This window comes from Segatella sp. (assembly GCF_977051555.1).
Genome location: NZ_CDRSSE010000007.1, coordinates 47154 through 71882 on the forward strand (window position 1 = coordinate 47154; position 24729 = coordinate 71882).

The window sequence follows — 24729 nt, forward strand, 5'->3', positions numbered from 1 at the left end:
CTATTTTAATACTGATACTTTTTAAAAAAATGTATCTTTGGTGCAAAGATAAGGTGTTTTGGTTTAATCTCCAAACTTTTTGGGAGTTTTTTATCAGAATTGAGTTAAAACAAGTATCTGTATTAAAATCGAGTAGGAGGAAAACGAAGTAGTTTTTCTCCTACTTTCGTTTTCCGACCTCTCACACCACCGTACATGCGGTTCCGCATACGGCAACGGTCCTCCTTGGGGAGTGCCTTCCTCACTTGCCTCGAACATGCCTTTGTTCATCACACCACTGCGGAGATATTTGTGGATAAGGCTTATCACCCTACCGTCCTTTATCGTGCGGCTGAGGATTTCTATGAGTTTACTGTGGCACACCGTGTCGAAGAAACGCTCCAATAAGTGTTCCTTGTCGAATGGTACTTCCACGATGTTGTCTTCACATATCCACATGAAGATCTGCACTCCCACATATCCTTCGGATTCCGTCCTATCTTTCTGTGGGCAGCCCTTGACTTCTGCCAATGTTTTCTGCATTCTTTCCTTCATAAGGTACGTTTCAATTACTATCGTTTAATTTATAGGTTCTGCCCTTCATGGAGCGTTATCGAGAACTCCACTACTATGGCATCTGCTGACTTCTCACAGCAAGCTTTACTCCATGACTTTCGTAAAGGCAACTAATCGCCATGTCTGTGAGACCTCCTCGGATAAGGGCTTATTCTTTCCATCTTATACCCACTTCATTTACACCAACCATTCCGAATAGCTATAGGACTTTGATTTGTTTGGCAATCTCATCCATGGTCAAATGCCTTATATGAAGTTTCTGTACGTTAGGTCAGATGTTTGCCGCCAGCTTCTTTCAGATTCCACCTCGCAGTGGACACCCTTGCTATTGGCTATACAATTCCCGCTATTAGGGCTTGTTAGGAACTTGCACCCATTAGAATAAGCTCATGCCGAGCATACAAACAAAACGACTGCCCACCTCAATATGAGGAGAGCGGTCGTTTTGGGAGGGGAATGAAAAGGAATGATTTTCCGGAATCTGACGGAACGAAAAAGCCCCCGATGCATCTCGCACTAGGGGCTCAAGAGTTCATTTAATTTTTATGAAGTACAACCAACTTTTGGTTGCACATCGTTCAAACATACTGTAGAACTGGTTTATCTATCAAGAGACCAGCGTCTAAATCTCCTTTTATTTTGGCAATGCCTTGCCTTATTCTTTTCAAGCTCTTGGACTGTGGCACCTTGATGCCAGCGGCATATTGCCTGAGCAATGATGCATTCATATCGATATACTTTGCAAAAGCGGAGATACTAATCGTAGTATTAACTATGTTTAAGCTTTCTGACCATCAGAAAACGGTTGCTTGTAAATCCGCTTTAATATTGCTCATGCAGGCGTTGAGTCGCTGATGTCCCCGGCACGGAATCGTGTCGGGGACTGAGTTGAGTTATCGAACATGTTAGCTATGCTAACTGCAATGCACTGATGCGATTGCTTATTTCCTTGACTGCCTGGTTAAAAATGCCTTTCTGCTCCTGGTTGAGCGTATAAATCTTTCCACGCACCTGATATCCGTTGAGACGCTGCAAAAGCCATGATGCGCTCTTATTGAAATAGGTCTTGGCAATATAAGAGATAGGAAGCAGTTTGTAATCCTCCGCATCTATCTGGCTTCGGAGAGCTTTCATTTCGCTCTCCAGGCGAGTTACATTCTCCTCCACGAATGGCTTTGCCACTTCAGCAACAGCATCCTTATCCATCTTTTCCAACTTAGCGATAATTTCTTTTTTTCGCTCTTCGCTCCTTGCATCGGTATTACCAGCAAGAGACTGATATTCCTCCAATAAAATCTTAATATTTTCCATATCAATAATATATTTTATAATCTCCTCCCAAAGGAGGGGAAGTGAAACTTTACTTTCTATTCTTCATCAGTCTTGAAAGGTCATCTAAGAGATAATCAAGTCTCTTTTCGATTTCCTTCTTCTTTCTCTCGATTTCATTTTCTAAATCTTCTTGCATAGCTTAAAAATCTAATTGATTAAACATGTTCCTTAACTCGATTGCAAAGGTACATAATAATTTTGATATGTACAAATATCCCATAATAAATTTATTATGTATAACACATTTTTAACGTCTTGATATGGGAAATGAGCGGAAAAAAGCGTATCTTTGCAGGAAAGAAATGTTTCACCTATTTATATATATATAAGGTATGGAAAAGATAGCCGGTCATGAAGGGTCAAAGTCATTAAGGGTCATTATCATTTTCAAACCGGTGTATCGGTGGCTGAATCCTTGAAGAGGTCATCGGCTGATGGAATCTCATCTTCATCAAACCACTTCTTCAACTTGTCCTGAGCCTTTGCTTTTACATCTTCTGAAACCTCGCCCCAAACTTTCTTGAGTACAAACAGCAATACGGCTAGGTCATCGCCCAAACCGGCAATAGGAATGGCGTCAGGAATGACATCGAGCGGACTGATGAGGTAGCCCAATGCTCCTACGATCAGAGCCTTGTCCTTCAGCGAAACCTTGTCACTCTCTAACGTATAATAGAGAATGAGCGCTGTATAAACCATCTTGGCACCGGCACGTTTGGCAACATGCGAAATCTTCTCGACAAATGCACGCTGGGTGAACTTGTCCTTATAGTCCATAAAGTCTGGTAATGTCATACTACTTATAGTTTATAGTTTATATTTTATATTTTATAGTTTATGGTTACGACCGCTTCTCGTAGAAGAGGACTGCCTTGATGAAGGTCTCCATCTTAGGCTCCTTATGATGGTTCACGCGATAGGCGATAATCATCTGGAGAAGTGCCTTGACAAAACACGCCAGCAGCAGTCCGATGATGACGGCGATGACCGTGGCGAGCATCTTGCCATTCTCATAGATAGGCGACTTGTCGGGGAAAGAGGACAGCACCAATACGGGGAGGACGGTGATGAAACCGCCAATGGTGAGCTGGCTGCGCTTGGAACCGCCCATGTCGAGTATCGCCTGCTTATCGAAAAGATAATCATCCAGCTCCATGCGGGTAATGCCATAGTTCTCCAACTTCGGGAAATCGGACTCATTGCCATATTTCGCTATCTTGCCCGTTACCTTATGTTCGAAATCATCTAATATCTGCTTTTCCGGTTCTCTGAGTTTCATAATCTTGCTAGTTTTTAAAATCGTTTAAAATGAATGCATCTTATACCTTATTATATATATAGCGGCTGCGATGCAGAAAAAGAAAAGAAAAGCAGTGCCCCTATAAGCCGAGTTCTGTCTTCTTACCGAAATAAGAATGTCTGTCATTTATCTAGTCCCAAAGTCACCCTTGGGCTCAAGCACTCTACCCTCCACAGCAGCCCGAAGGCAATCGGACGAGCCGCCCTCAATCTGCGGTATACATGAGCTTACAGCTCCCAGATGGCACAGCCTGACGATCACCCGCCAGCTGGTGGTCTCTTACACCACCTTCTCACCCTTACTCTCACCACCCCAGACTGGACAAACGGGATAAGTGAAAGCGGTTTTTTTCTTCTACCGACACCTACTGTCACCAATAGCTTCTAGTTTCGGAAGTGGGATGCTCTATGCTGCCCGGACTTTCCTCTCGCACCTGAAAAGATGCCAGCGACAGACCGGAGCACTGCTTTCGATATGCAAAAGTACAAAAAACTTTTGATACTTTCGCACGATTCCTTACTTTTTTATGCATCATTAGTTATTCGCAAGCCTATTTTTCACTCTTTTTGTCGGTTAAACCGTGTTTTTAGACCTCTTTCCTTTAACAGATATTCAGCAATCCGCAAAAGATAGTTTCATATACAAAACTACAATTTTCATACTGACATTCAAATATTTGTGAATTTAGGGCATTTCTTGTTTAATAGCCGTTAAAGTGTTAATTTGAAATGTTAAAACGGAATAAATTTATGCAGAGAATGAACCGAATATCAAAAAATGACCCTATATTTGCAACCGGAAAACAGAGCGATGCATGACAAGCTGACTTTGGCATGATATTAGCTGCTGCAGTTCCAAGGAAAAGAAATGTAAACAATAAAAAAATAAGAGACATGAAAAAATTAAGTAATTATGTTGTGGCTGTGCTCTGCGTTGGTTCGCTCGCATTTTCAGCCGGTGCTTTCATGAAAGTTAATGCTACACCTGCAGCTACCGCTGCACCAGCAGGTCAGCCTGTAGACTTAACCTATGCTGCCGAGAAGGCGCTGCCTGCTGTAGTACATATTAAATACGTACAGAACTCGAAGGTGAAGACGGTAGATGTTCAGGACGACCCATTCGGAGGTTTCTTCGACCCGTTCGGCTTCTTCGGCAACCCGGGACAGGGCAACGGAGGTACACGCAAGCAGCAGGTGCAGACTCCGAAGAGAGAGGCTACAGGTTCGGGCGTCATCATCAGCTCAGACGGTTACATCGTTACCAACAACCACGTGGTAGAGGGTGCTGACGAGCTGACCGTAACACTGAACGACAACCGCGAATACTCGGCACGCATCATCGGAACCGACAAGACTACCGACCTCGCCCTCATCAAGGTAGACGCCAAGAACCTGCCTACCCTGCCTATCGCCGACAGCGACAAGGTGAAGGTGGGTGAATGGGTCATCGCCGTGGGCAACCCATTCGGACTGAACAATACGGTTACAGCCGGCATTATCTCTGCCAAGGCACGTTCGCTCGGTGCCAACGGTGTAGAGAGTTTCATCCAGACCGATGCTGCCATCAACGCAGGTAACTCGGGCGGTGCACTCGTCAACACCCAGGGCGAACTGGTAGGCATCAACGCCATGCTCTATTCTCAGACCGGTTCTTACTCCGGCTACGGTTTCGCCATCCCTACCTCTATCATGAACAAGGTGGTAGACGACCTGAAGAAATACGGCAGCGTACAGCGCGTGATGCTGAGCATACAGGGAAGCGATGTGCTGAACTATATCAACGCCCAGAAGGAGAACGGCAAGGAAGTGGATCTGGGAACCAACGAGGGTGTTTACATTGCCAAGGTAGATGAAGACGGCAACGGTGCTGAGGCAGGACTGAAGGAAGGTGACGTGATTACCAAGGTTGACGGCAAGAAGGTGACCAAGATGGCTGAGCTGCAGGAAATCCTGAACGGCAAGCGCCCTGGCGACAAGATGAGCATCACCTACCTGCACAACAAGAAGGCAAGCACCAAGACCATTACGCTGAAGAATGCCCAGGGTAATACTTCGGTTATCAAGAGTGCCGACCTCGATGTGCTCGGCGGCAGCTTCCGCCCTATTACTGAGAGCCAGAAGAACCAGCTCAACATCAAGTATGGTGTAGAGGTGATGAAGGTGAACAGCGGTGCCCTGAAGGATGGTGGCATTTCACGCGGTTTCATCATCCAGCGCATCAACGACAACAACATCAATACGATTGATGACCTGCAGAAGGCTGTAAAGAGTGCTTCTACCAGCAAGGACCCAGTGCTCTACATCCAGGGTGTATGGCCAACAGGCAAGAAGGCTTACTTCGCAGTTCCGCTGCAGAAAGACTAAGGGTAAGAGTTTTAAGAGAAACGTCTCATGATTGAGTAGTGAAAAAGGCATTTTTACTGCCAAAAAACTCAAGAAACAGACAAAAAACAATAAAATAGTAGGTATTTCTGAAAAATATCTACTATTTTTTTTGGTATTTAAACAAAAAAGTGTATTTTTGCAACTACTTAAAATTTGATGCCAGCATGAGACAATTAAAAATTACTCAATCAATTACGAATCGCGCAAGCGCATCGTTAGAAAAATATCTTCAAGATATTGCTCGTGAGGAGCTGCTCTCTACAGATGAAGAGGTGGAGCTCGCTCAGCGTATAAGAAAAGGTGACCGTAGGGCATTGGAGAGATTAACAAAAGCCAATCTCCGTTTCGTGGTGTCTGTTGCCAAACAGTACCAGAACCAGGGGCTCAGTTTGCCTGATCTTATCAACGAAGGAAACGTGGGGCTTATCAAAGCCGCACAGAAGTTTGATGAAACCCGAGGCTTTAAGTTCATCTCTTACGCCGTATGGTGGATTCGCCAGAGCATTCTGCAGGCCATAGCCGAGCAGAGCAGAATTGTGCGCCTTCCGCTCAACCAGGTGGGAAGCGTTAACAAGATTAACAGAGAGATGAGTAAGTTCGAACAGGAATTTGAACGCAAACCGAGTGTAGATGAAATGGCTGACCGCGTAGACTTGCCGGAAGACAAGATAGAGGACGCCATGAAGGCTACATCGACAAGTCGCCACCTGAGCGTGGATGCTCCTTTTTCTGATGATGAAGATGGCAGCATGCTCGACCTGATGGCCAATTCGGATGATCCGACCGACAATGAACTGCTGACAGAGTCGCTGAGAGCAGAAATAGAAAGACTGCTCAAGACGCTGCCGGACAAAGACCAGAAAATCATTGCTGCCTTCTATGGCATAGGAACACCTGAACTGACGCTCGAAGAAATCGGAACCAAGTATCATCTCACCAGGGAAAGAGTACGCCAGATCAAGGAAAAAACGATAAGGCGACTCCGGAACAGTACGACAGATAAACTGCTGAAGTCCTATCTGGGATAAGGAAAGATCCTGCATGACTGATGGGGCAGACAGCACAAAACAAAATAAGACAGAAAAAGAAATGAAAATTACAAAAATTGCATTAGCATCTATTGCATTAGCATGTTTCAGCTCGCTCTCTGCATCAGCCAAGAACGACGTTAAGACTGCATACATCTTTGGATTTGCCTCGTCGTTTAATGACTCTACAGTCTATTTCACAGACGTTCAGAAGGTTGATTCTGCCTATTTCACCCGCAAGAGCAAGTTTCTGGTAAGCCGCGAGAACTATTCATACCAGTTGCGCGACTATCTGGAGCAGAAAGGTGCCGGCAACCGCACGTGTATCGTGATGTTTGACTTCAACCAGAAGAAGGCTGAAAAGAAATGGAACAAGCTCTATGCAAGATACATTCAGAAGCCAAAGGCTAAGAAGGCAAAGAACGGACAGCAGATGAACGATGCGCCTAGCCCTTATCAGGTGAAGACCATCAACTCTACAGATTTTCATTTTTCATCTGTTCAGCCAAACGATGAAGAGGTTGAAGAGGTAAAAGTGAAGAAGGCTAAGAAAGCCAAGAAAGAAAAGCGCAGAAAAGGCGCTAAAACTGAATAAGAAATCAAACTTATCCTTACTCTGCAAAGTAATGAGGATAACATTAAATTAAGAAGCCATTCCCTTTCAGCCGGGAATGGCTTCACTTTTTTATATCATATCATTTTCTACTTCAGGTTCTGCTTGAACCAGTTAGCTATCTGGCGAAGCAGATGGTTGCGGGTATTGCCACCCGAAATGCCGTGATTACGGTTCGTGTACCACAGGGTCTTGAAGTCCTTGTCTGCCTGGACCAAAGCCTCAGCATATTCGAAGGTATTCTGCGGATGAACATTGTCATCTGCCAATCCGTGACAGATAAGCAACGCACCATGCTGCTGCTTTACACGCTCGATAGGGTTCACCTTGTAACCCTCCTCGTTCTCCTGAGGAGTACGCATGTAGCGCTCAGTATAAACCGAATCATAGAAGCGGTAGCAGGTAGGAGGAGCCACAGCCACACCTGCCTTGAACACAGGACGGCCCTCGCTCATACTCATCAGCGTATTGAAACCACCATAGCTCCAACCCCAAATGCCGATATTATCCTTGTCTACATAAGGCAGAGAACCCATGTAGAGAGCTGTTTCAACCTGATCTTTCGACTCTAAATCGCCCAGACGGAGATAAGTAGACTTCTCAAACTCTGCTCCTCTACCACCTGTTCCGCGACCATCTACGCAGGCAATGATGAATCCTTCCTGTGCAAGAAAATAATCGAAAGCACCGCCATTGCCCATACTGCCCGTGCTCCATGAATCGAGCACCTGCTGGTTGCCCGGACCGGAATACTGGAAGAGGATGACAGGATACTTCTTGCTGGCGTCGAAATCTACAGGCTTCACCATCCAGCCGTCCAGTTTCACACCTTCGGAAGTGGTGAAAGAGAAAGTCTCGCGCTTGCCCCAATTATACTTCCGGGTCTTTTTGAGCAGCTGCTTGTTGTCTTCCAATGTCTTGATAAGCTTGCCCTTGTTGCTGCGTACGGTGAAGACATAAGGATGGCTGTAGCTGCTCCAGGTATTGACGAAATAGCGGTAATCGCCCGAGAAGTAAGCCGAGTTGGAACCAGCCGCATCGGTAAGGCGCTCCACCTTTCCGTTCTTATGAGCCACGTAAACCTGGCGGTCGTGCGCATTGAGCTTGGCAGCCTGGAAATAAACATCGCCCGTCTTCTCATCCATTCCGTAGATAGAGGTAACATCATAGTTGCCCTTCTCTACCTGGCGCAGGAGCTTGCCGTTCATATCATAGAGATAGAGATGCATGAAGCCGTCGCGGTCGCTAGGCAGCAGGATGTTCTTCTTGCCCACGATGCTGTTTTCAATCACCTCTTCCTTTACAAACTTAGGCACACTCTCCTTGATGAGCATCCTGCTCTTGCCGGTGAAAGGATTGACTGCATAGAGGCGCATGTCGTCCTGATGGCGGTTCATCGTATAGACAATCAGACTGTTGGCGTCTGGCGATGTCTTGATGCGTGGATAATAGCCGTCAGAATCTACAGGCACATCGAGCGCCACGGTCTTGCCGTTCTTCATATCATAGCTCCAGAGGCTCACCTTAGAGTTGTCCTGTCCTGCCTTAGGATATTTATAGGAATACTCTCCAGGATAGTCGTGATACTCGCTACGGATAGGATGAGAACCTTCGAACATCTGCAGAGAATAAGTCTTTACGTGAGATTCGTCGAAGCGTATCCATCCGATGGCAGTTCCATCCGCATTCCATGCAAAGGCGCGGTTGAAGCTGAACTCCTCTTCGTAAACCCAATCAGGAATACCATTGATTACTTCATTGAACTTACCGTCGCGGGTAATCTGGGTTTCCTTATCTCCATCGGTAACAAAGAGATTGTTATCCTTAACGAAGGCGATGTGGCGTGAATCAGGCGACCAGGTAGCCACCTGCTGGTTAACGCCCTGAGAGAGCTTCTTCAAACTCTTCTTGGCAATATCATATATGAAATACTCTGCCTTGAACGAGCGGCGGTAGATAGCCTCGCGATGGGTCATGATAAGCAATTTCTTGCCATCAGGACTGATTACATAACCCTCAATCTGTTCGAAGGGAGCCTTGACTGCGTTCACATCGAAGAGGATGCTCATCTGCTTGCCCGTCTTGAACGAATAACTGATAACCTGCTTGCCATCATTGCTGATAGAAGCGTACAAATCGGTGCCATCAATAGGGTTAATACCGGTAACATAAGAGGCAGCAAACTCGCCGGAGGTAATGGCCTTCAGGTCGAGTTTATCTGCAGCTTGCATTGCTGAAACCATCATGACAGTTGCAATAAAAACTGGAAATCTTTTCATGTGTTAATCTTTATGTAATGCCTCAATAGGCGAATAATCTTCGTCCTTGAGCAGTTGTTTTACCGTTACTTTAGGGTTGCGCTTTACATAAGCGTTGATTGTATTCACATACTTGGTCTTGAAAATCTCCTTGCCCATCGCCTTGTTGACAGCCCACATAATCTTGCCCATGTGCAGATCGCGGTCGAGCTGCGGACGGGTGTCGAACTGATCCATCGGATAGATGCTCAGCAGATAGAAGGTAAGGCAATCAGGCACAATATACTGGCGCGACATGGTGCTGCGCTGCTGCGGTGTATAGAACTTCTTGTAGAGCGGATAGTTTTCGCCCATGTATTTATCGAGCGAAATTCCTACTGAGTGCTGTCCTACTACGATGCTCTGGTCGAGAGCACCAATCTGGGCATAGAAACAAGGCTGCTGAAGCTCAGGAATCCAACTGTTCAGACGCGAGAAGGCAGTTTTCAGCTGCTCGTTGATGTCTTCCATATTGGCAAATTCTGCCTCAGCATCGGCGATAAGCGCCTGCAGGGTAGAATCCTGATAGAACATGAGGAAACGGTTGCTGATATTGGCGTCGGTAATGGTGCCAAGCTGGAGCATTTTCTCTATCAGCGTACGGGTTTCTATCGGGTAATCGGTGTTCATCTGCTGCAGGGCTGAGAAATCACCGGTAGTAAGATATCTGCTTTCCAATCGGTCGTAACGCTGTACCGACAGGGGCACAGCCTCTCCTTCCTCGTTCGGCTTGAACTTAAACTCGCAGGCCGAACTGAGAAGCACGATTGCTAATATGACTATATAATTTAAAAACCTTTTCACGATAATTTACAAATCTTCGAGTTACGACTGCAAAAATACTAAAAATTATTTAAATTACCAAGCTTTTTTGCTAAAAAATCATACGCATTCGCAAAAAAAATGGGTTTTTCTCTTAGATTTGTTTGAAAAATAGCCAGCAATGAGCAAAACGTAAGGCTTTTTTGCTCATTGCTGGCTATTTGCGCAGTTTTTCTGCTTATCAGATGATAAAAGAAACTGCTTATCGGATCATGACAGAAACTGAAACCTGAACCGGCTCTTCTATCTGCTTCTTCCAGGCTTTCAACCACTCATACCACTCCTTCTCGCCCTTGAAGCCATAGGTTTCGTTGGCACTGGTATAAGCAAGCTTATAACTGAGCTGGCTGCCTGCAGGTTTCACCACCTGAGTATAGCAATCCTTATTGGCTGGCTGCTGACTTACCAGGGCTGACTGTGGCACATAAATGCCCAAGCCTACGGTCTCCAGCTTGTGCTTTCCATCGTCCTTGCCTGTTGGCCAGTCGCTGCCGTAACAGCCTCGCAATCCCTTGCCATCAGCAAATTCGCTGGAACCCTTTACGTTGATGAGTCCTGTAGCAAACTGATAATCAGAAACATCCTTGTTGAAGAATACATCTACGTCGAAATCGCGATGACCGGCATAGATGGTGTAACGGATGGTGGCATTGACAGGCTGCAAGCCCGGAGCCGGAACCCAACCCTTATCCACGACTTCGACGATGGCACGGAGCGGACCTTCTGAAATGACACGCTGCTCCTGGTATTTCACGTTGTTGAACAGCACCTGGTCTTTACCGTCCCAGCCACGGAGCGCACCCAGTCCGTAGGTATTGCCTACCCAGAGACAATCATCGCCCGAACCAGCCTGAATCTGCTCTTCTGAAGGATAGAACTGTGTATCCTGAATCACCAGCCCCTTGTTGATTTTGCCATAAAGGTCGATGGTCTGACGATGGTCGAAATAAACACGCATGGCAATCAGTTCACTTTCGAAGCAGATGCCATGAGAATGGACGTAGTGATAAGGGTCCTTGGTCTTCTTATCAAACGAGATGCTGCGCAGATAAATATCCTGCCTGTTCTTAGCCAGCTTCCTGTTTTTGCTTGGCAAACAGAGTTCTGCAAAGGTACGAGCCGGATACTGTGCCTGCTCGCCCTCACGATAGAGATGCACCTGATAGGTCTTGGTTTCTTTCTTGCCCAAATCGGCAAGGAAACAGAGTTCATCGTTGGTACAATCGCGGTTGGTGTCATCGAGCTGTGAAGGAATCTCCTTGCCGTCAACGGTTACTACAGCGCGCTGAATGTCGCCAATAGCTCCCAACTTACTGAGATCTACCACCACCGGAGCATCGGTTCTTGCCACCTTGGAAGGATTGGAAACCGACACCTGGAAATTAGCCTGCGCCTGGGCTGACAGAACCATCAGCGAAACCAGCGCCATCATCATTTGTCTTTTCTTCATAGATTTTTATTTTTAAGTATGTTTATGAATAGTCTACAACTGCGAGAAGAGTTTCTTGCCCTTGGCGTAATATTGCCAGATGATAGAGAGATTGTAAACCTGCGGAATCTCCTCCTTCACCCTACCCGCCTGTATCTTTCTGCGATCTTCGTCAAACTCATGTTTCCATGCCTTGAAAGCCCTGCGCGCCTTGAAGATAGCCTTGAAGTCACCCCAGTTGCGATTCAGAACCAATGTCTCGAAAGCAGCAAGGTAATCCAGAAATCTACGCATACGCATTACATGAACCAACTCCGTATCACTCAGATTCTTATAAAGCATGGTTAAATTATTTCTGAAATTCAGATAAGTCTTCATCGGATTGCTTTTCGGCAGGGTTCCACCACCCACATGATAAACCTCACTCTCAGGAATGCAGTAGATTTTTCTGCCCATCAGACGCAAGCGCCAGCAAAGATCTATCTCTTCATTATGAGCAAAGAAGCGGCCGTCTAAACCGCCGGCAGTCCAATAATCCTTTGAGCGGATCATCATACAGGCACCCGTAGCCCACAAGATTTCCTGCTGGTAATCATACTGCCCGTTATCGCGCTCTACCGTATCAAAGATGCGGCCACGACAGAACGGATAGCCGTATTTGTCGAGGAATCCGCCGCAAGCGCCAGCATACTCAAAACTGTCCTTATCGTATTCCGCAAGCAGCTTAGGCTGGCAGGCAGCCACCTGCTGATGCGAATCCATAAACTCGATGAGCGGTGTAAGCCAATGATGCGAAACCTCCACATCGCTATTCAGGAGCACGTAATATTCTGCATCTATCTGCTTCAAGGCACGGTTATAGCCTTCAGCAAAGCCGAAATTCTGCTCCAGCACGATGGTCTTCACCTGAGGGAACTGAGTCTCCAGAAGGTGCATCGAACCATCAGAAGAAGAATTGTCTGCCACCCATATTTCAGCATCCTGACGGGAATATTCGATGACATTCGGAAGATACTTTGCCAGCATCTTCTGACCATTCCAGTTTAATATAACGATTGCTACTTTTGCCATATTTATTGTAAACTCTTTAATCTGTTATTCAGAAGATTGGTAAACTCATAGTTCTTGAGTCCCCATTTGGGAGCAACCAGCAGTTCTTTGGGCGACTGACTGACGAAGCGCTCCAGCACTAAATCCTTTCTGAGCAGACGGATGTATTTCACGATGACATCAATATATTCCTCTACCGTGTAAACATGGAAGGGGTGCTCAGCATATTCCTGTGCCAGCCGGGTGCCCCTGATAATCTGCATCTGATGAATTTTGAGAATATCAAGCGGCAAGGAAGAGATGAGAGGAGCCTGGCGCAGACTTTCTTCCGCATCTTCTCCCGGCAAACCGATGATGATGTGGCCGCCCGTAAGGATTCCCCTGGCATGAGTACGCTCCACGGCACTACGGCAACAGGCAAAATCATGTCCACGGTTGATGCGTTTCAAGGTCTCATCATTGGCACTCTCAATGCCATATTCCACCAGCACGAAGGTTCGGCGGTTCAGTTCTTCCAGATAATCGAGCAATTCATCGCTCACACAATCCGGACGGGTTCCGATAACGATTCCCACCACATCTTCCACCTCAAGAGCCTCTTCATACATCTGCCTCAGTTGCTCCACCCTGGCGTATGTATTGGTATAAGCCTGGAAATAAGCCAGATATTTCATATCAGGATACTTTCTGCTGAAGAAAGCCTTTCCCTCCTCCAGCTGTTCAGTAATCGACTTTTTCCGGTCGCAATAGCTCGGATTGAAGGTGCGGTTGTCGCAATACGTACATCCGCCACTCGAAATCCTCCCATCCCTGTTAGGACAGGAGAATCCCGCGTCTATCGAAATCTTCTGAACACGGAAATCAGGAAACTGCTTCCGGATCCATGTTCCAAAATCGTTGTAATACATTGGACTTTGAACTTTATGATTAGCCCTATTTACTATAAACTATTAACTATCAACTAAAGAAGCTCTGCCTTCAGCGCCGTCTTATCGTGATTGAAATCACCCAGGCGAACCTTAATGAGCTGGTTGTCGTATTCTTCCTTGGCGAGAGCCGGCGAAAGTTCTACGCGGATATAGTTCTTGGTGAATCCATGCATTGCCTTGCCTCTTGGCGCCTTTTCGAAGAGAACCTCAGCCTCAGTACCGATGTATTGGGCATAGAATTCCTGCGTCTTCTGATCGCTCAACTCCAACAGTCGCTTGGAGCGCTTCTTCTTCTCCTTCTCGTCAACCACATACGGAATCTTCAAGGCAGCCGTGCCCGGACGCTCAGAATAAGGGAAGACGTGAAGCTGGGTAACAGGCAGACTCTTCAAGAACTCATAGCATTCTTCAAAACACTCCGGAGTTTCGCCGCGACAGCCCACCATCACATCGACACCGATAAACGCATCAGGCATTTTCTCCTTGATAAGATTCACCTTGTGAGCAAAGAGCGCCTTGTCGTAACGACGGTGCATCAGCTTGAGCACCTCATCGCTTCCGCTCTGCAGAGGAATATGGAAATGAGGCATAAAGGCACGGCTCTGGGCACAATACTCTATGAGATCATCATCACAGAGATCAGGCTCCAGACTCGAGATGCGGTAACGCTTGATTCCTTCTACCTGATCCATCGCCTTGACAAGATCGATGAATCGCTCGTGGGTAGTCTGACCGAAATCTCCGATATTCACACCGGTAATGACGATTTCCTTACCGCCTTCAGCAGCCGCCTGCTCACATTGAGCCACAAGCGACTGGATGCTCGGGTTGCGCGAATTGCCTCGGGCAAATGGAATGGTGCAATAGGTGCAATAATAATTGCAGCCGTCCTGCACCTTCAGAAAATAACGGGTACGGTTGCCACGCGAGCAAGAAGGCTGGAAGGTCTTGATTTCCTTCGTCTTCACGCTATAATGCTGATGAAGGGCCGCCGCATCGCCGTTCTGAGAACTTTCAGCATCGACGTTCTGAGAGGTCTGAGCAGCCAATCCGTTTTCCTGGGCAAATTTCTGCGCCCATGCATCGCTGAGATATTGAATCAAGTGCGCCTTCTCGTTAGCACCCAACACAAGATCTACCCCCTCTATCTTGCTGACATTCTCAGATTCGAGCTGCGCATAACAGCCCGTCACGATAATGAATGCGCCCGGATTGTTTCTCACCATCCGGTGGATAGCCTGACGGCATTTATGATCGGCAACTTCTGTTACCGAGCAGGTGTTAATCAGACAAATATCAGCTTTCTCCCCTTTTTTAGCAGTAATGACGCCCATATCGTCGAGCATTTTGCCAAAAGTGGAAGTTTCAGAGAAGTTGAGTTTGCAGCCTAGCGTATAGTAAGCTGCCTTTTTACCTTGAAAGGCACTTGAATCTATCATAAATTATCTTTTCTAATATTCTAAAAGGTAACCTAAAAAAATGAAACATAGTCTCTATAAAACGAAAAAGCCGCTAGACCGAAGTCCAGCGGTTGTTTCTCTCATTTTTTCGTTCGCAAGTAATTTCAAATTACTTAGCAGAATCAGCAGCAGCTGTATCAGCAGCAGCAGTGTCAGCAGCAGTTGTATCTACCTGAGCTGTGTCAGAATCAGCAGAAGCTGTATTCTTAGCTGTTTTGTTACCACATGATGCGAAAGAGATAGCTGCGATAGCTACGAACATAAAAACTAATTTCTTCATTTTCTTTGCTTTTTTAAAATCTGTAAAACAATCATTTGTTCTTTTGAACGATGCAAAGGTAAGCATTTTTTTGATACGTTGTTCTTTTTTTTGCGACTTTTTTTTAGGTGATTTTGTAACAAAATTACAAATCGCTATAAATCAACCACTTACAAAGTGCTAACAAAGGTTAAAGTTTTTAGTGTGCTCGAAAACAGCCTAATTTTAACACTTTTCGGTGTTTTTTAGCGTAACAAGAGTGCGCGCCAACACCTCTTCAGAGCAGCACTATATACATATAATAAGGTACGCGCGCGAGGGAAAGAACAGAAAGTTTTTCTGCCTGAGGAAGAAGATTTTCCCAAGAAATCGTCCCCAAAAACTTTGATTGCCGAGATTTTTTTCGTAACTTTGCACTCAAAACAAAGAAACAAACAGACAGAAAATGATACAGCTAAAAGAAAATCAGGGCATTCCCCGCAGCATTCTCCTGATGATGGCTATCGTCGCAGGACTCACCGTAGCCAACTGCTACTACAATCAGCCGCTTCTCGAACTCATCCGCCACGATCTGGATATTACCGAGCAGAAGGCTAACCTCATCACCGTCATTACCCAGATAGGTTATGCGCTGGGCTTATTCTTCCTCATCCCCTTGGGCGACATGCTTTCGCGCAAGAAACTCATCCTTGTCAATATGACCATTGCTGCATTGATGGCAATCGTGATGGCTGCAGCGCAAAACGTTTGGATGCTCTGGGGAGCTTCCTTGCTGATTGGTGCCTGTTCGGTGATTCCGCAGTTCTTCATTCCGATAGCCGGACAGTTTTCGGAACCCAAGAACAAGAGCAGGAATATGGGCATTGTACTCTCCGGACTGCTGACGGGCATTCTTGCCTCACGAGTAATCAGCGGTTACATCGGCGAATGGCTGGGATGGCGGGAGATGTTTATCATAGCTGCTTTCGTGATGGTGGTTTGCATGGGAATCATGCTGCTGATGATGCCTGAAATGAAGCGCAACTATGTAGGAACCTACAGAGGGCTGATGACCACGATAGCAGAAATTTTTGTTTTCCATCCTTCTATCCGCATCTATTCCATCCGTGCAGCCTTCGGGTTCGGCAGTATGATGGCAATATGGTCTTGTCTGGCGTTCCATCTGGCGCAGCCACCTTTCAGCGCAGGAAGTGATATGGTAGGAATGCTCGGACTTTGCGGAATCATGGGAGCCGTTGCTGCCAGTGGTGTGGGAAAACTGATTCCTAGGTTTGGCATTCGAAAATTCAATCTGTTCGGAGCAGGAATGCAGATCATCGCCTGGGCAATAGCCTTGCTTTTCGGCGACACTTACGCCGGACTCATCGCAGCCATCATCCTGGTTGACATCGGTCTGCAATGTCAGCAGCTCAGCAATCAGAGTGGTTGTCTGCAGGAGGTTCCGCAGGCTTCCAACCGCGCCAACACCATCTTCATGACCAGCTATTTCATCGGTGGTTCGCTAGGCACTTTCTGTGCCGGTTACGTCTGGACGCAAGCCGACTGGCTCGGTGTCTGCATCGTAGGAATCGCTTTCGCCATGATTTCTCTGCTTATCACGCTAAACTGCAAAAAATAAACATATAAAAGAAAAGAGATTATATTCCCGACTTACAGGAACATAATCTCTTTTTTATTTGATAGAGACTGAAGCCGGCATTTCTGCCGAAGTTTCAACTACATCTTTTCATCACCATACATTTCCGTCCACCAGGAAGCATCATCCTGCAACCACTTGGCAAACCAGGCAAAGATGGTGTTCTGCCATTTCAGCCGCTTCTCGTAGTCGATGATGTGATGATCCTGACCATCTACCAATACCATCGCCGTAGGACGGCCAAGAAGTTTCAGAGCCGTATAGAGCTGGATGCTCTCGCCCACAGGCACATTATTATCTGCCGTGCCGTGAACAAACAGCAGCGGAGTATGAATCTTGTCGGCATTATAGAGCGGACTCTGATCTACAAAGAGATGCTTGTTGGTCCAAGGATATTCGTTCGCCATAGAAACTTCGCTGTAGCTGTAGCCCCAATAGCCCTCACCCCAATAGCTGGTGTGGTCGCTGATGCCTGCATGAGAGATGGCAGCTGCAAAGAGGTCGGTCTTGGTCTGAAGATACTGAGTCATGAATCCGCCGTAGCTGGCACCGATGCAGCCAATCTTCTTGCGGTTTACGAAAGCATGCTCATCGCAGAAAGCCTGGGTGCTGGAGATGATGTCTTCAGCCACTCCCTCGCCTGCCGTATCTACATGGCGGGCAGAGAATTTCTGACCGAATCCGGTGGCTCCACTAGGATTCACAACCAGCACTACATAGCCCATTGCCGCATAAACATGATGAGGATAACGGCTCTGGAACATGCGGCTCGTAGGACTGCATCCGCCATAATAATTCACTATCATCGGATACTTCTTGGCAGCATCAAAATGAGGTGGCAGATAGTAACGGCAGCAGAGTGTATCGCCACGAGAGTTCACATAGTTCCATGCCTTGCAGTCGCCCAGCTCGATGTCCTTCAGCAGTCGGGCACTGAGATCATCCACCAGCAGAGCCTTCTGTGCCTTAGTATTCATCTTGTAGAGTCGGTCGGCATTGGATGCACTCTGACCGGAGAAAGCCATTTCTGCTGCAGAAGATGCAAGCGAGAAACTCTTGATGTACTCTTCAGGAGTCTTGAGAAGCGTAAACTTACCCGATTTCGGATTGAGCTGGAAGAGGTGCACGCAGTCTTTATCTTCGGCTGTAAAATAGATGTTTCCATCTGCCTTACTCCAATCCACACTCTGCACGTTCGGATTGAAATCCTTGGTCAGCGGACGAACCTTCTTATCCGACAAGGTCATCAGATAGAGCTGGGTGTCGATCATGCTAGGTGTCTGTCCTTCTTCCACATTCTTTCCAATGCCGTTGAAAGCTTCCGGCGAAGCGCTCACGAGAATGCTCTTGCCATCAGGTGAGAACTGGGCGCTGTTCAGAAATTCGCCCTTTTCTATCAGGGTTTCTACCTTTGGCGTTGTGGCTCCAGATGCATTCATACTGCCCAAATCCAGGCGGTAGAATGATGTCAGGGTTGTAGGACGCTTGGTGAGTCGCTCCTCTCCCTTTCCTATCAGCAGATAACGCGAATCGGCAGAAATATCCATCAGATAGATGTTGTGGTAACCGAAGGTAAGCGGCTGGAGAATGCCCGATGCAAGGTCGTATTTAGCCAAATTGCTGCGTTCGCGCCAACCAGGCTGTCTGTCTTCCGGTTCTTTTACATCATATACTTGCGGATCCTTTTTTCTGCCTTCAGTAGTGAGCGTATAGATAAGCGTTTTTTCATCGGGTGTAAACTGGAACCAGCCTTCAGGAAGATTGCTTGCCAGCACTTCGCGCTCCATCGTCAGCGGATTGATGGTGATGAGCTGCAATGTGCCATCCTGCTTTTCTTCTCCAACAATACTGCTGTCGCTCGCCTTCTGGGTGAAATACAGTTTATTGCTTGAAGGCATCCATTTTACACTCTCCTCAAATGTAGCCATCACTCTGTTAGTCTGAGAGTTGCGTAATTCGCTAATGCTATGGTTATTACCTTTTCTATCTACCCAGGTTTTCCGAACAACGATAAACTTTCCGTTTGGTGAGATAGAAACACTCGGATAGTTGGGCGCACAAATCACATCATAGATGTTATAGGCACACTTGGCTGCCGCATCGCCTACAGAAAGCGGAGCGCCGTTGGCTGCGGTTACGGTCAACTTGATAGATTTCTTATCAGAAGATGCATTCTTCCGGGTAAGATATTTGATGACAACCGTATGCTGCGAAGGAGTCAGGATGGTTTCAGCCTTATCGCCGTTCACCTCTACCTGTTCACCGTCTACAAACAGGCGGTATTGCTCCAATCCTTCTACCGCAATGGTTGCTTTGGTGCGCTGGGTGTTAGAAACGCAGAAAGAAGCCAAATGGAGCGCATCCTGCTTGTCAGCAAGGAGTTGGGCTACACTCACCTCCTTACCCTTATTTAATAAGGTGAAAGACAGCGGCGAATCGAGCAGCTGCTTAAGGTCGAACACTTCGCCTTTGATGTTCACACTGTCAGCCATCCAAGGCTGTGCTACGGCATAGGGGCCTGCATATTTCAGCGTTTTCACCTCTATGGTTTCGGCACTGGCAGAGATTGAAGCCATCAGGGCAGCTGCCAGCAATCCGCTTTTTGTTGTTTTCAGAATCAGTTTATTCATAAATATCCTTATTTTGATTTTGGTGCGAAATTACAAATAAAATTCGATATAAACGAATGTTTCTGTTACAATTTGCTTTTTTTGCTGCATTTTTTCCATACAAATGTTATCTTTAAGTTAATCGGATGAGCCAGTAGGTTATTGTTGGGTTAAACCCCTCTCCAACGAGTTGCAATGCATAAAAAGCATTCGCAACTCGTTTTTTTTATACGATTTATTGTCTATTCAATTTCTTTTTTGTACTTTTGCACGCAAAAACATCACATAAAATAACAGAATAATGAAGAAACAGACTCAAGCTATTCATTTGGAATATGAGCGCCGCGATGCATACGACTCGCTGAGCGTGCCAGTATATAACACCCTTGCCTACGAATTCGACAATGCTGCCGTCATGGCTGAAGCATTCACCGACAAGATCAAGGCTCCAGATTATTCGCGCGTAGAGAACCCTACGGTGACCAACCTGGAGCGCCGTGTGGCAGCCCTTACCGATGCTGCTCATGCCACCGCCTTCAACTCAGGAATGGCGGCCATCAGCAACACCCTCATGGCGCTGGCAGCACAAGGCAAAAATATTGTTACATCCAAGCATCTCTTCGGCAATACTTATGCCCTGCTTGTAGCCACTCTGCGCCGTTTTGGTGTAAAGGTGCGTTTGCGCGATTTGACCAACATCGAAGCCGTGCGCGAAGCCATTGATGATGACACCTGCTGCGTATTTCTCGAAATCCTGACCAACCCACAGCTGGAGGTTGCTGACCTGAAAGCCATCTCGGAAGTAGCACATGAAAAAAATGTACCTTTGGTGGTGGATTCTACCGTGATTCCTTTCACACAATTCTCGGCTAAGAGCCTGGGAGTAGATATTGAGGTGGTTTCCAGCTCTAAATATGTAAGCGGCGGTGCTACTTCGCTCGGCGGTCTGGTTATCGACTACGGCACTCCTTACAACGGCGATTTCGCCAAGCGTCTCTATGGAGAAATGCTCTTCAATTTCGGCGCCTATATGACTCCACAGGTGGCTTACATGCAGACTATCGGACTTGAAACGCTCGATGCTCGCTATCGTGTGCAGAGCAGCAATGCCCTGGAGCTTGCCAAGAAGCTGCGCTCTCTGCCTCAGATAAAATATGTAAACTATGTGGGTCTGGAGGATAATCCTTATCACGAGTTGGCGCAGCGCCAGTTTGGGAAGACTGCGGGAGCCATGATCTGCATCGACTTGGAGAGCAAGGAGGCATGCTTCAACTTCCTCAACAATCTGAAGCTCATCCATCGCGCCACCAACCTCTTCGACAACCGTTCGCTCGCCATTCATCCGGCAAGCACCATCTTCGGAGCTTTCTCTGAGAGCATGCGCAAGTCGATGGATGTAAAAGATACTACCATCCGATTGAGCATCGGCTTGGAAGATGTGGATGATCTCTTCGAAGACATCAAGCAGGCCGTTGATAGTTTATAGTTAATAGGGCTTTTCTAGTTGATAGTTAATAGTTTATAGTTAATAGGGCTAATCATAAAGTTCAAAGCTCAAAGTTCAAAGTAATATGTACAATTTCGATAAAGTCATAGACCGTTCGGGCAGCGACGACCTGAAGCATGGCGCCCTGCTGCCTCGCTGGGGGCGAGATGATCTGCTGCCACTCTGGGTAGCTGATATGGATTTCGAGACCCCATCTTTCATTACAGATGCACTCAAGGCACGTCTGGAGCACTCACTCTTCGGCTACACGATGGAGCCGGAAGATTATCTGCCTAGCATCATCGACTGGGTTCGCAACCACCACCAGTGGGATGTGAAGCGAGAGTGGATAAGATTCATTCCTGGTATTGTAAAAGGCATCGGTCTCGTGGTGAATGTCTTCACACAGCCTGACGAAAAAGTCATCATCCAGCCACCCGTTTATCACCCATTCCGCCTCACTCCAGAGGGTAATGGCAGAGAGGTGGTCTTCAATCCGCTGAAGATGAAGGAAGACGGATATTACGAGATGGATTTCGAAAATCTCGAGAAGGTTTGCGATAAGAAATGCAAGATTCTCATTCTTTGCAATCCTCATAATCCGGGCGGTATTACCTGGAGCAAGGAAACCCTGCAGCAGCTTGCCGACTTCTGCTATGAGCACCATCTGCTCGTTATCAGCGATGAGATTCATGCGGATATGGCGCTCTTCGGCCACAAGCACATTCCGTTTGCTTCGGTTTCAGACAAGGCACGCAACATCAGCATCACCTTCCAGGCTCCTTCCAAGACCTTCAATATTGCAGGAATTGTGAGCAGCTACGCCATCATTCCAAACGAAGATATTCGGAATAGATTTTACAAATGGTTAAGTGCAAATGAGTTGGATGAGCCAACCCTCTTTGCTCCTATCGCCACCATCGCTGCCTTCCGAAAGGGTGAAGAATGGCGCAAGGCGATGCTTGCCTATATTGAGGACAATATCCGGTTCGTAGAAGATTACTGCCGTGAGCATATTCCGGGCATTCGCCCTTTGCGTCCACAGGCTTCCTTCCTCGTATGGCTCAACTGCCGAGACCTTCATCTTTCTCACGATGCACTTCTCGACCTATTCATCGACAAGGCGCATCTGGCATTGAACGATGGTGAGATGTTCGGTCCTGGCGGTGAAGGATTCATGCGATTGAATGTAGCAGCGCCAAGAAGCATCCTCAAACAGGCTCTGCAGCAGCTGGAAAAGGCTGTAGCCCAACTCTAAATATTCAAGAAAACAATGAGGGTGTGTCAAAAGTCCAAGACACACTCTCATTATTATAATAAGGTGGGAGGAAAACCTTTATTCCCCCTCCATCAAATCATGAACCAGTTTGATTTCGTAATATTCAATACCGGCTCCCAGAGCTTCCTTTATTTCGCTAAAATGCTCCAATTCTGGATGAGCCTTCATGAAATCACAGATTTTCTTTTCATGGGCACTTGAAATCAGCGCCCGCAGTCCAATCTTTCCTTCTTTCACATACGAAGCAAGATGACCTGCAATCGTATCCTTGACAAAACCCCGTTCTGCAGCTATCTGCTCCAGCGTCATTCCCTGCTTATAAAGGTTATAACTGATTTCCCTTGTAGGGGTTTTCGGCACCTTCGGTTCATTCGGCTTCTTCTGTCTCCTTGACTTTCTGCCCGAACCACCATCCGATGAAGCATCAGCATCCAACAGCAAGAACTGCGCCTTCTTTTTCAGATAATCCGTTACCGTGAATTCTGCGCTGCATTCATACTTCAGAAGCCGTTCTTTTAATTTTACATCTTCAGAGAAAACGGAGAAGCGATCTTCAAACTGTTTCCTTGCTACCTTATTGTCTGTATCAAGATTCGACTTCCTGATTAAATCACTCAAAACGCCGATTTTGTCAAGAAAATACATAGCTCCCTTATGAATACGGTCTTGCAGTTCAGCCTGTCTTACATCAGGATTCCGGGCAAGCATACCCGTATACTGCACACGGAATTTATCTGATACGGCTATCAGACTCTTCAGCACCACCTGCAGCTTCTGATACTCGCTTACCACACGCGGATATTTACCGTTAAAAAACTCAACCAGGCAGCGCATCAGATGCTCATAGCTGGCTCTGAGAGAATAGAAATCGAAGAGTTCGCTGATGCAATAAATGATGTACTGCTGCTCCAGATAACTAATCTGCGCCTGGGTAGGAGCTGCAAGCTGACTGGTGAATGAATCCACTGTCTGGCTGCTGATAATGGCTCCGCGAGAAAGCGGTTCGCTGAGCACCATTCCTTCCAAAGTCTTGCAGCGGCTCAGAGCCACGTAGGTCTGACCATGCGTAAAAGAATGAGAAGCATCGATGATGGCGTGTTCGAAAGTAAGTCCCTGACTCTTGTGGATAGTAATCGCCCACGCCAGCCGCAGAGGATACTGCATGAATTTTCCTTCCACCGTCTCCTCTATCTCCTTGGTTTTCTCGTTCAGCGTATATTTCGCATTGGTCCACTCCATTTTCTCCAGGTCAAACTCCTCGCCCGAGTCCTTGCTACGAACGATAATCTTGCTGCCGTCTTCATCGGTCCTAACCCCTATCACCTCGCCTATCATACCATTATAGAAGCGGTGCTGCGGGTCGTTCTTGATGAACATCACCTGTGCGCCAGACTTCAATGTGAGCTTGAAATCGGCTGGATAAGATGTTTCCGGGAAGTCACCCTCTATGTCTGCTGTAAAAGAAAATGACTGCGCAGGCAAGGCGGCAAGTTGCTGTTCGTTGATATACTGGGCAGGCGCATTATGGGTGGTAAGCCTGATATAATTGCCTTCCTTCGGTGGTACAAAATTTGGAATGTAGCGCTGGTTCAGAGCCTGCAATGTTTCTTCCGAAGCCTTGTTTTCCCTGATTTGGTTGAGCAGCGAGATAAACTGTTCATCCTGCTGTCTGTACACCTTTTTAAGTTCGATGGTAAGATAGCCCACCTGCTTCAGAGCGTTGCTGCTGAAGAAGAAAGGAGTATCGTAATGCTGCCCCAGAAGATGCTCTTCCTGTGGCGTAACCACGGGTGCCAGCTGCTGCAAATCGCCTATCATCAAGAGTTGTACGCCTCCGAAAGGCAAGTCGTGGCGCTTGCGATACTGGCGCAGTACGGAGTCAATAGCATCGAGCAGATCGCTGCGCACCATACTGATTTCGTCGATAACGAGCAGGTCGATACTGCGGATGATATTGCGCTTGAGTTTGCTGAACTGATAGCGTTTCTGTTCGCCACCACCAAAGGTTGTGCCCGGCACGTATGGCGAGAAGGGAAGCTGGAAGAACGAATGGATGGTCATTCCTCCGGCGTTGATGGCTGCAATGCCCGTAGGAGCAAGCACAATCATTCGTTTGGGCGACAGTTCTTTCAATCGCTTGAGGAAGGTCGTCTTACCTGTGCCCGCCTTTCCGGTAAGGAAGAGGTTGGCACTTGTCTTTTCTATGATATTCCATGCCAGGATGGATTCTTCGTTCATTTCCATACAGCTTCGTTTTTAAA

18 protein-coding genes, 1 other RNA gene and 1 pseudogene are annotated in these 24729 nt (G+C 46.8%); 6 read left to right on the forward strand and 14 right to left on the reverse strand.

Going from position 1 to position 24729, the window contains the following annotated elements; translation table 11 throughout:
• Positions 1-213 precede the first annotated feature (213 nt).
• The 5 genes and pseudogenes from ACWJAO_RS02885 to rnpB form a co-directional block, all read right to left on the reverse strand.
• Positions 214-534 (reverse strand): annotated as a pseudogene (locus ACWJAO_RS02885) (hypothetical protein); the annotation flags it as partial.
• 930 nt (positions 535-1464) lie between these two features.
• Positions 1465-1866: a DUF5053 domain-containing protein gene (locus ACWJAO_RS02890; RefSeq protein ID WP_006847481.1), complete on the reverse strand. Its 402-nt coding sequence runs from the start codon at positions 1864-1866 to the stop codon at positions 1465-1467.
• A gap of 408 nt (positions 1867-2274) precedes the next feature.
• Positions 2275-2682 (reverse strand): YkvA family protein, encoded by a 408-nt coding sequence (locus tag ACWJAO_RS02895; protein ID WP_118080795.1) that lies wholly within the window; start codon positions 2680-2682, stop codon positions 2275-2277.
• 46 nt (positions 2683-2728) lie between these two features.
• On the reverse strand, positions 2729-3166 hold the full coding sequence (locus tag ACWJAO_RS02900) for a hypothetical protein (RefSeq protein ID WP_449139198.1): 438 nt from the start codon (positions 3164-3166) through the stop codon (positions 2729-2731).
• 87 nt (positions 3167-3253) lie between these two features.
• An RNA gene (gene rnpB, locus ACWJAO_RS02905) (RNase P RNA component class A) lies at positions 3254-3654 on the reverse strand.
• A gap of 426 nt (positions 3655-4080) precedes the next feature.
• On the opposite strand from rnpB, the gene ACWJAO_RS02910 reads away from it, so the two are divergent.
• From ACWJAO_RS02910 to ACWJAO_RS02920, 3 genes are all read left to right on the forward strand, one after another.
• Positions 4081-5550 (forward strand): trypsin-like peptidase domain-containing protein, encoded by a 1470-nt coding sequence (locus tag ACWJAO_RS02910; protein ID WP_449139199.1) that lies wholly within the window; start codon positions 4081-4083, stop codon positions 5548-5550.
• 185 nt (positions 5551-5735) lie between these two features.
• Positions 5736-6599: a sigma-70 family RNA polymerase sigma factor gene (locus ACWJAO_RS02915; protein ID WP_144151629.1), complete on the forward strand. Its 864-nt coding sequence runs from the start codon at positions 5736-5738 to the stop codon at positions 6597-6599.
• Positions 6600-6660: 61 nt separating this feature from the next.
• Entirely contained in the window at positions 6661-7194 is a 534-nt protein-coding gene (locus ACWJAO_RS02920; protein ID WP_144151632.1) for a hypothetical protein, read from the forward strand.
• Positions 7195-7301: 107 nt separating this feature from the next.
• Here the strand turns inward: ACWJAO_RS02920 and ACWJAO_RS02925 are convergent, their stop codons facing one another.
• The 7 genes from ACWJAO_RS02925 to ACWJAO_RS02955 form a co-directional block, all read right to left on the reverse strand.
• A complete protein-coding gene (locus ACWJAO_RS02925) occupies positions 7302-9491 on the reverse strand; it encodes a S9 family peptidase (protein WP_449139200.1) in 2190 nt (729 codons plus the stop codon).
• Between the two features lie 3 nt (positions 9492-9494).
• Complete coding sequence (locus ACWJAO_RS02930) at positions 9495-10313, reverse strand: gliding motility protein GldB-related protein (RefSeq protein WP_144151635.1); 819 nt, start codon at positions 10311-10313, stop codon at positions 9495-9497.
• Positions 10314-10533: 220 nt separating this feature from the next.
• The gene (locus tag ACWJAO_RS02935) at positions 10534-11781 is read right to left on the reverse strand and encodes a DUF4861 domain-containing protein (protein WP_449139201.1); all 1248 of its coding nucleotides are present in this window, start codon (positions 11779-11781) and stop codon (positions 10534-10536) included.
• Between the two features lie 33 nt (positions 11782-11814).
• The gene (locus ACWJAO_RS02940; RefSeq protein ID WP_144151641.1) at positions 11815-12831 is read right to left on the reverse strand and encodes a glycosyltransferase family 2 protein; all 1017 of its coding nucleotides are present in this window, start codon (positions 12829-12831) and stop codon (positions 11815-11817) included.
• A gap of 2 nt (positions 12832-12833) precedes the next feature.
• On the reverse strand, positions 12834-13718 hold the full coding sequence (locus tag ACWJAO_RS02945; RefSeq protein WP_118191749.1) for a TIGR01212 family radical SAM protein: 885 nt from the start codon (positions 13716-13718) through the stop codon (positions 12834-12836).
• A gap of 53 nt (positions 13719-13771) precedes the next feature.
• Positions 13772-15178, reverse strand: coding sequence for a tRNA (N(6)-L-threonylcarbamoyladenosine(37)-C(2))-methylthiotransferase MtaB (gene mtaB / locus ACWJAO_RS02950; protein ID WP_449139202.1), 1407 nt, complete (start codon positions 15176-15178; stop codon positions 13772-13774).
• A 130-nt stretch (positions 15179-15308) separates the two neighbouring features.
• Positions 15309-15479: a PG1828 family lipoprotein gene (locus ACWJAO_RS02955; protein WP_186292214.1), complete on the reverse strand. Its 171-nt coding sequence runs from the start codon at positions 15477-15479 to the stop codon at positions 15309-15311.
• A gap of 424 nt (positions 15480-15903) precedes the next feature.
• On the opposite strand from ACWJAO_RS02955, the gene ACWJAO_RS02960 reads away from it, so the two are divergent.
• A complete protein-coding gene (locus tag ACWJAO_RS02960) occupies positions 15904-17076 on the forward strand; it encodes an MFS transporter (RefSeq protein ID WP_449139203.1) in 1173 nt (390 codons plus the stop codon).
• A gap of 98 nt (positions 17077-17174) precedes the next feature.
• Here the strand turns inward: ACWJAO_RS02960 and ACWJAO_RS02965 are convergent, their stop codons facing one another.
• Complete coding sequence (locus tag ACWJAO_RS02965; protein ID WP_449139204.1) at positions 17175-19724, reverse strand: S9 family peptidase; 2550 nt, start codon at positions 19722-19724, stop codon at positions 17175-17177.
• 280 nt (positions 19725-20004) lie between these two features.
• Between ACWJAO_RS02965 and ACWJAO_RS02970 the strand changes: the two genes are divergently transcribed.
• Both ACWJAO_RS02970 and ACWJAO_RS02975 read left to right on the forward strand, forming a co-directional pair.
• Entirely contained in the window at positions 20005-21189 is a 1185-nt protein-coding gene (locus tag ACWJAO_RS02970) for an aminotransferase class V-fold PLP-dependent enzyme (protein ID WP_449139205.1), read from the forward strand.
• Positions 21190-21274: 85 nt separating this feature from the next.
• Positions 21275-22447, forward strand: coding sequence for a MalY/PatB family protein (locus tag ACWJAO_RS02975; protein WP_449139206.1), 1173 nt, complete (start codon positions 21275-21277; stop codon positions 22445-22447).
• 78 nt (positions 22448-22525) lie between these two features.
• On the opposite strand, the gene ACWJAO_RS02980 is transcribed toward ACWJAO_RS02975, so the two are convergent.
• Entirely contained in the window at positions 22526-24712 is a 2187-nt protein-coding gene (locus tag ACWJAO_RS02980; protein ID WP_449139207.1) for a helix-turn-helix domain-containing protein, read from the reverse strand.
• Positions 24713-24729 lie beyond the last annotated feature (17 nt).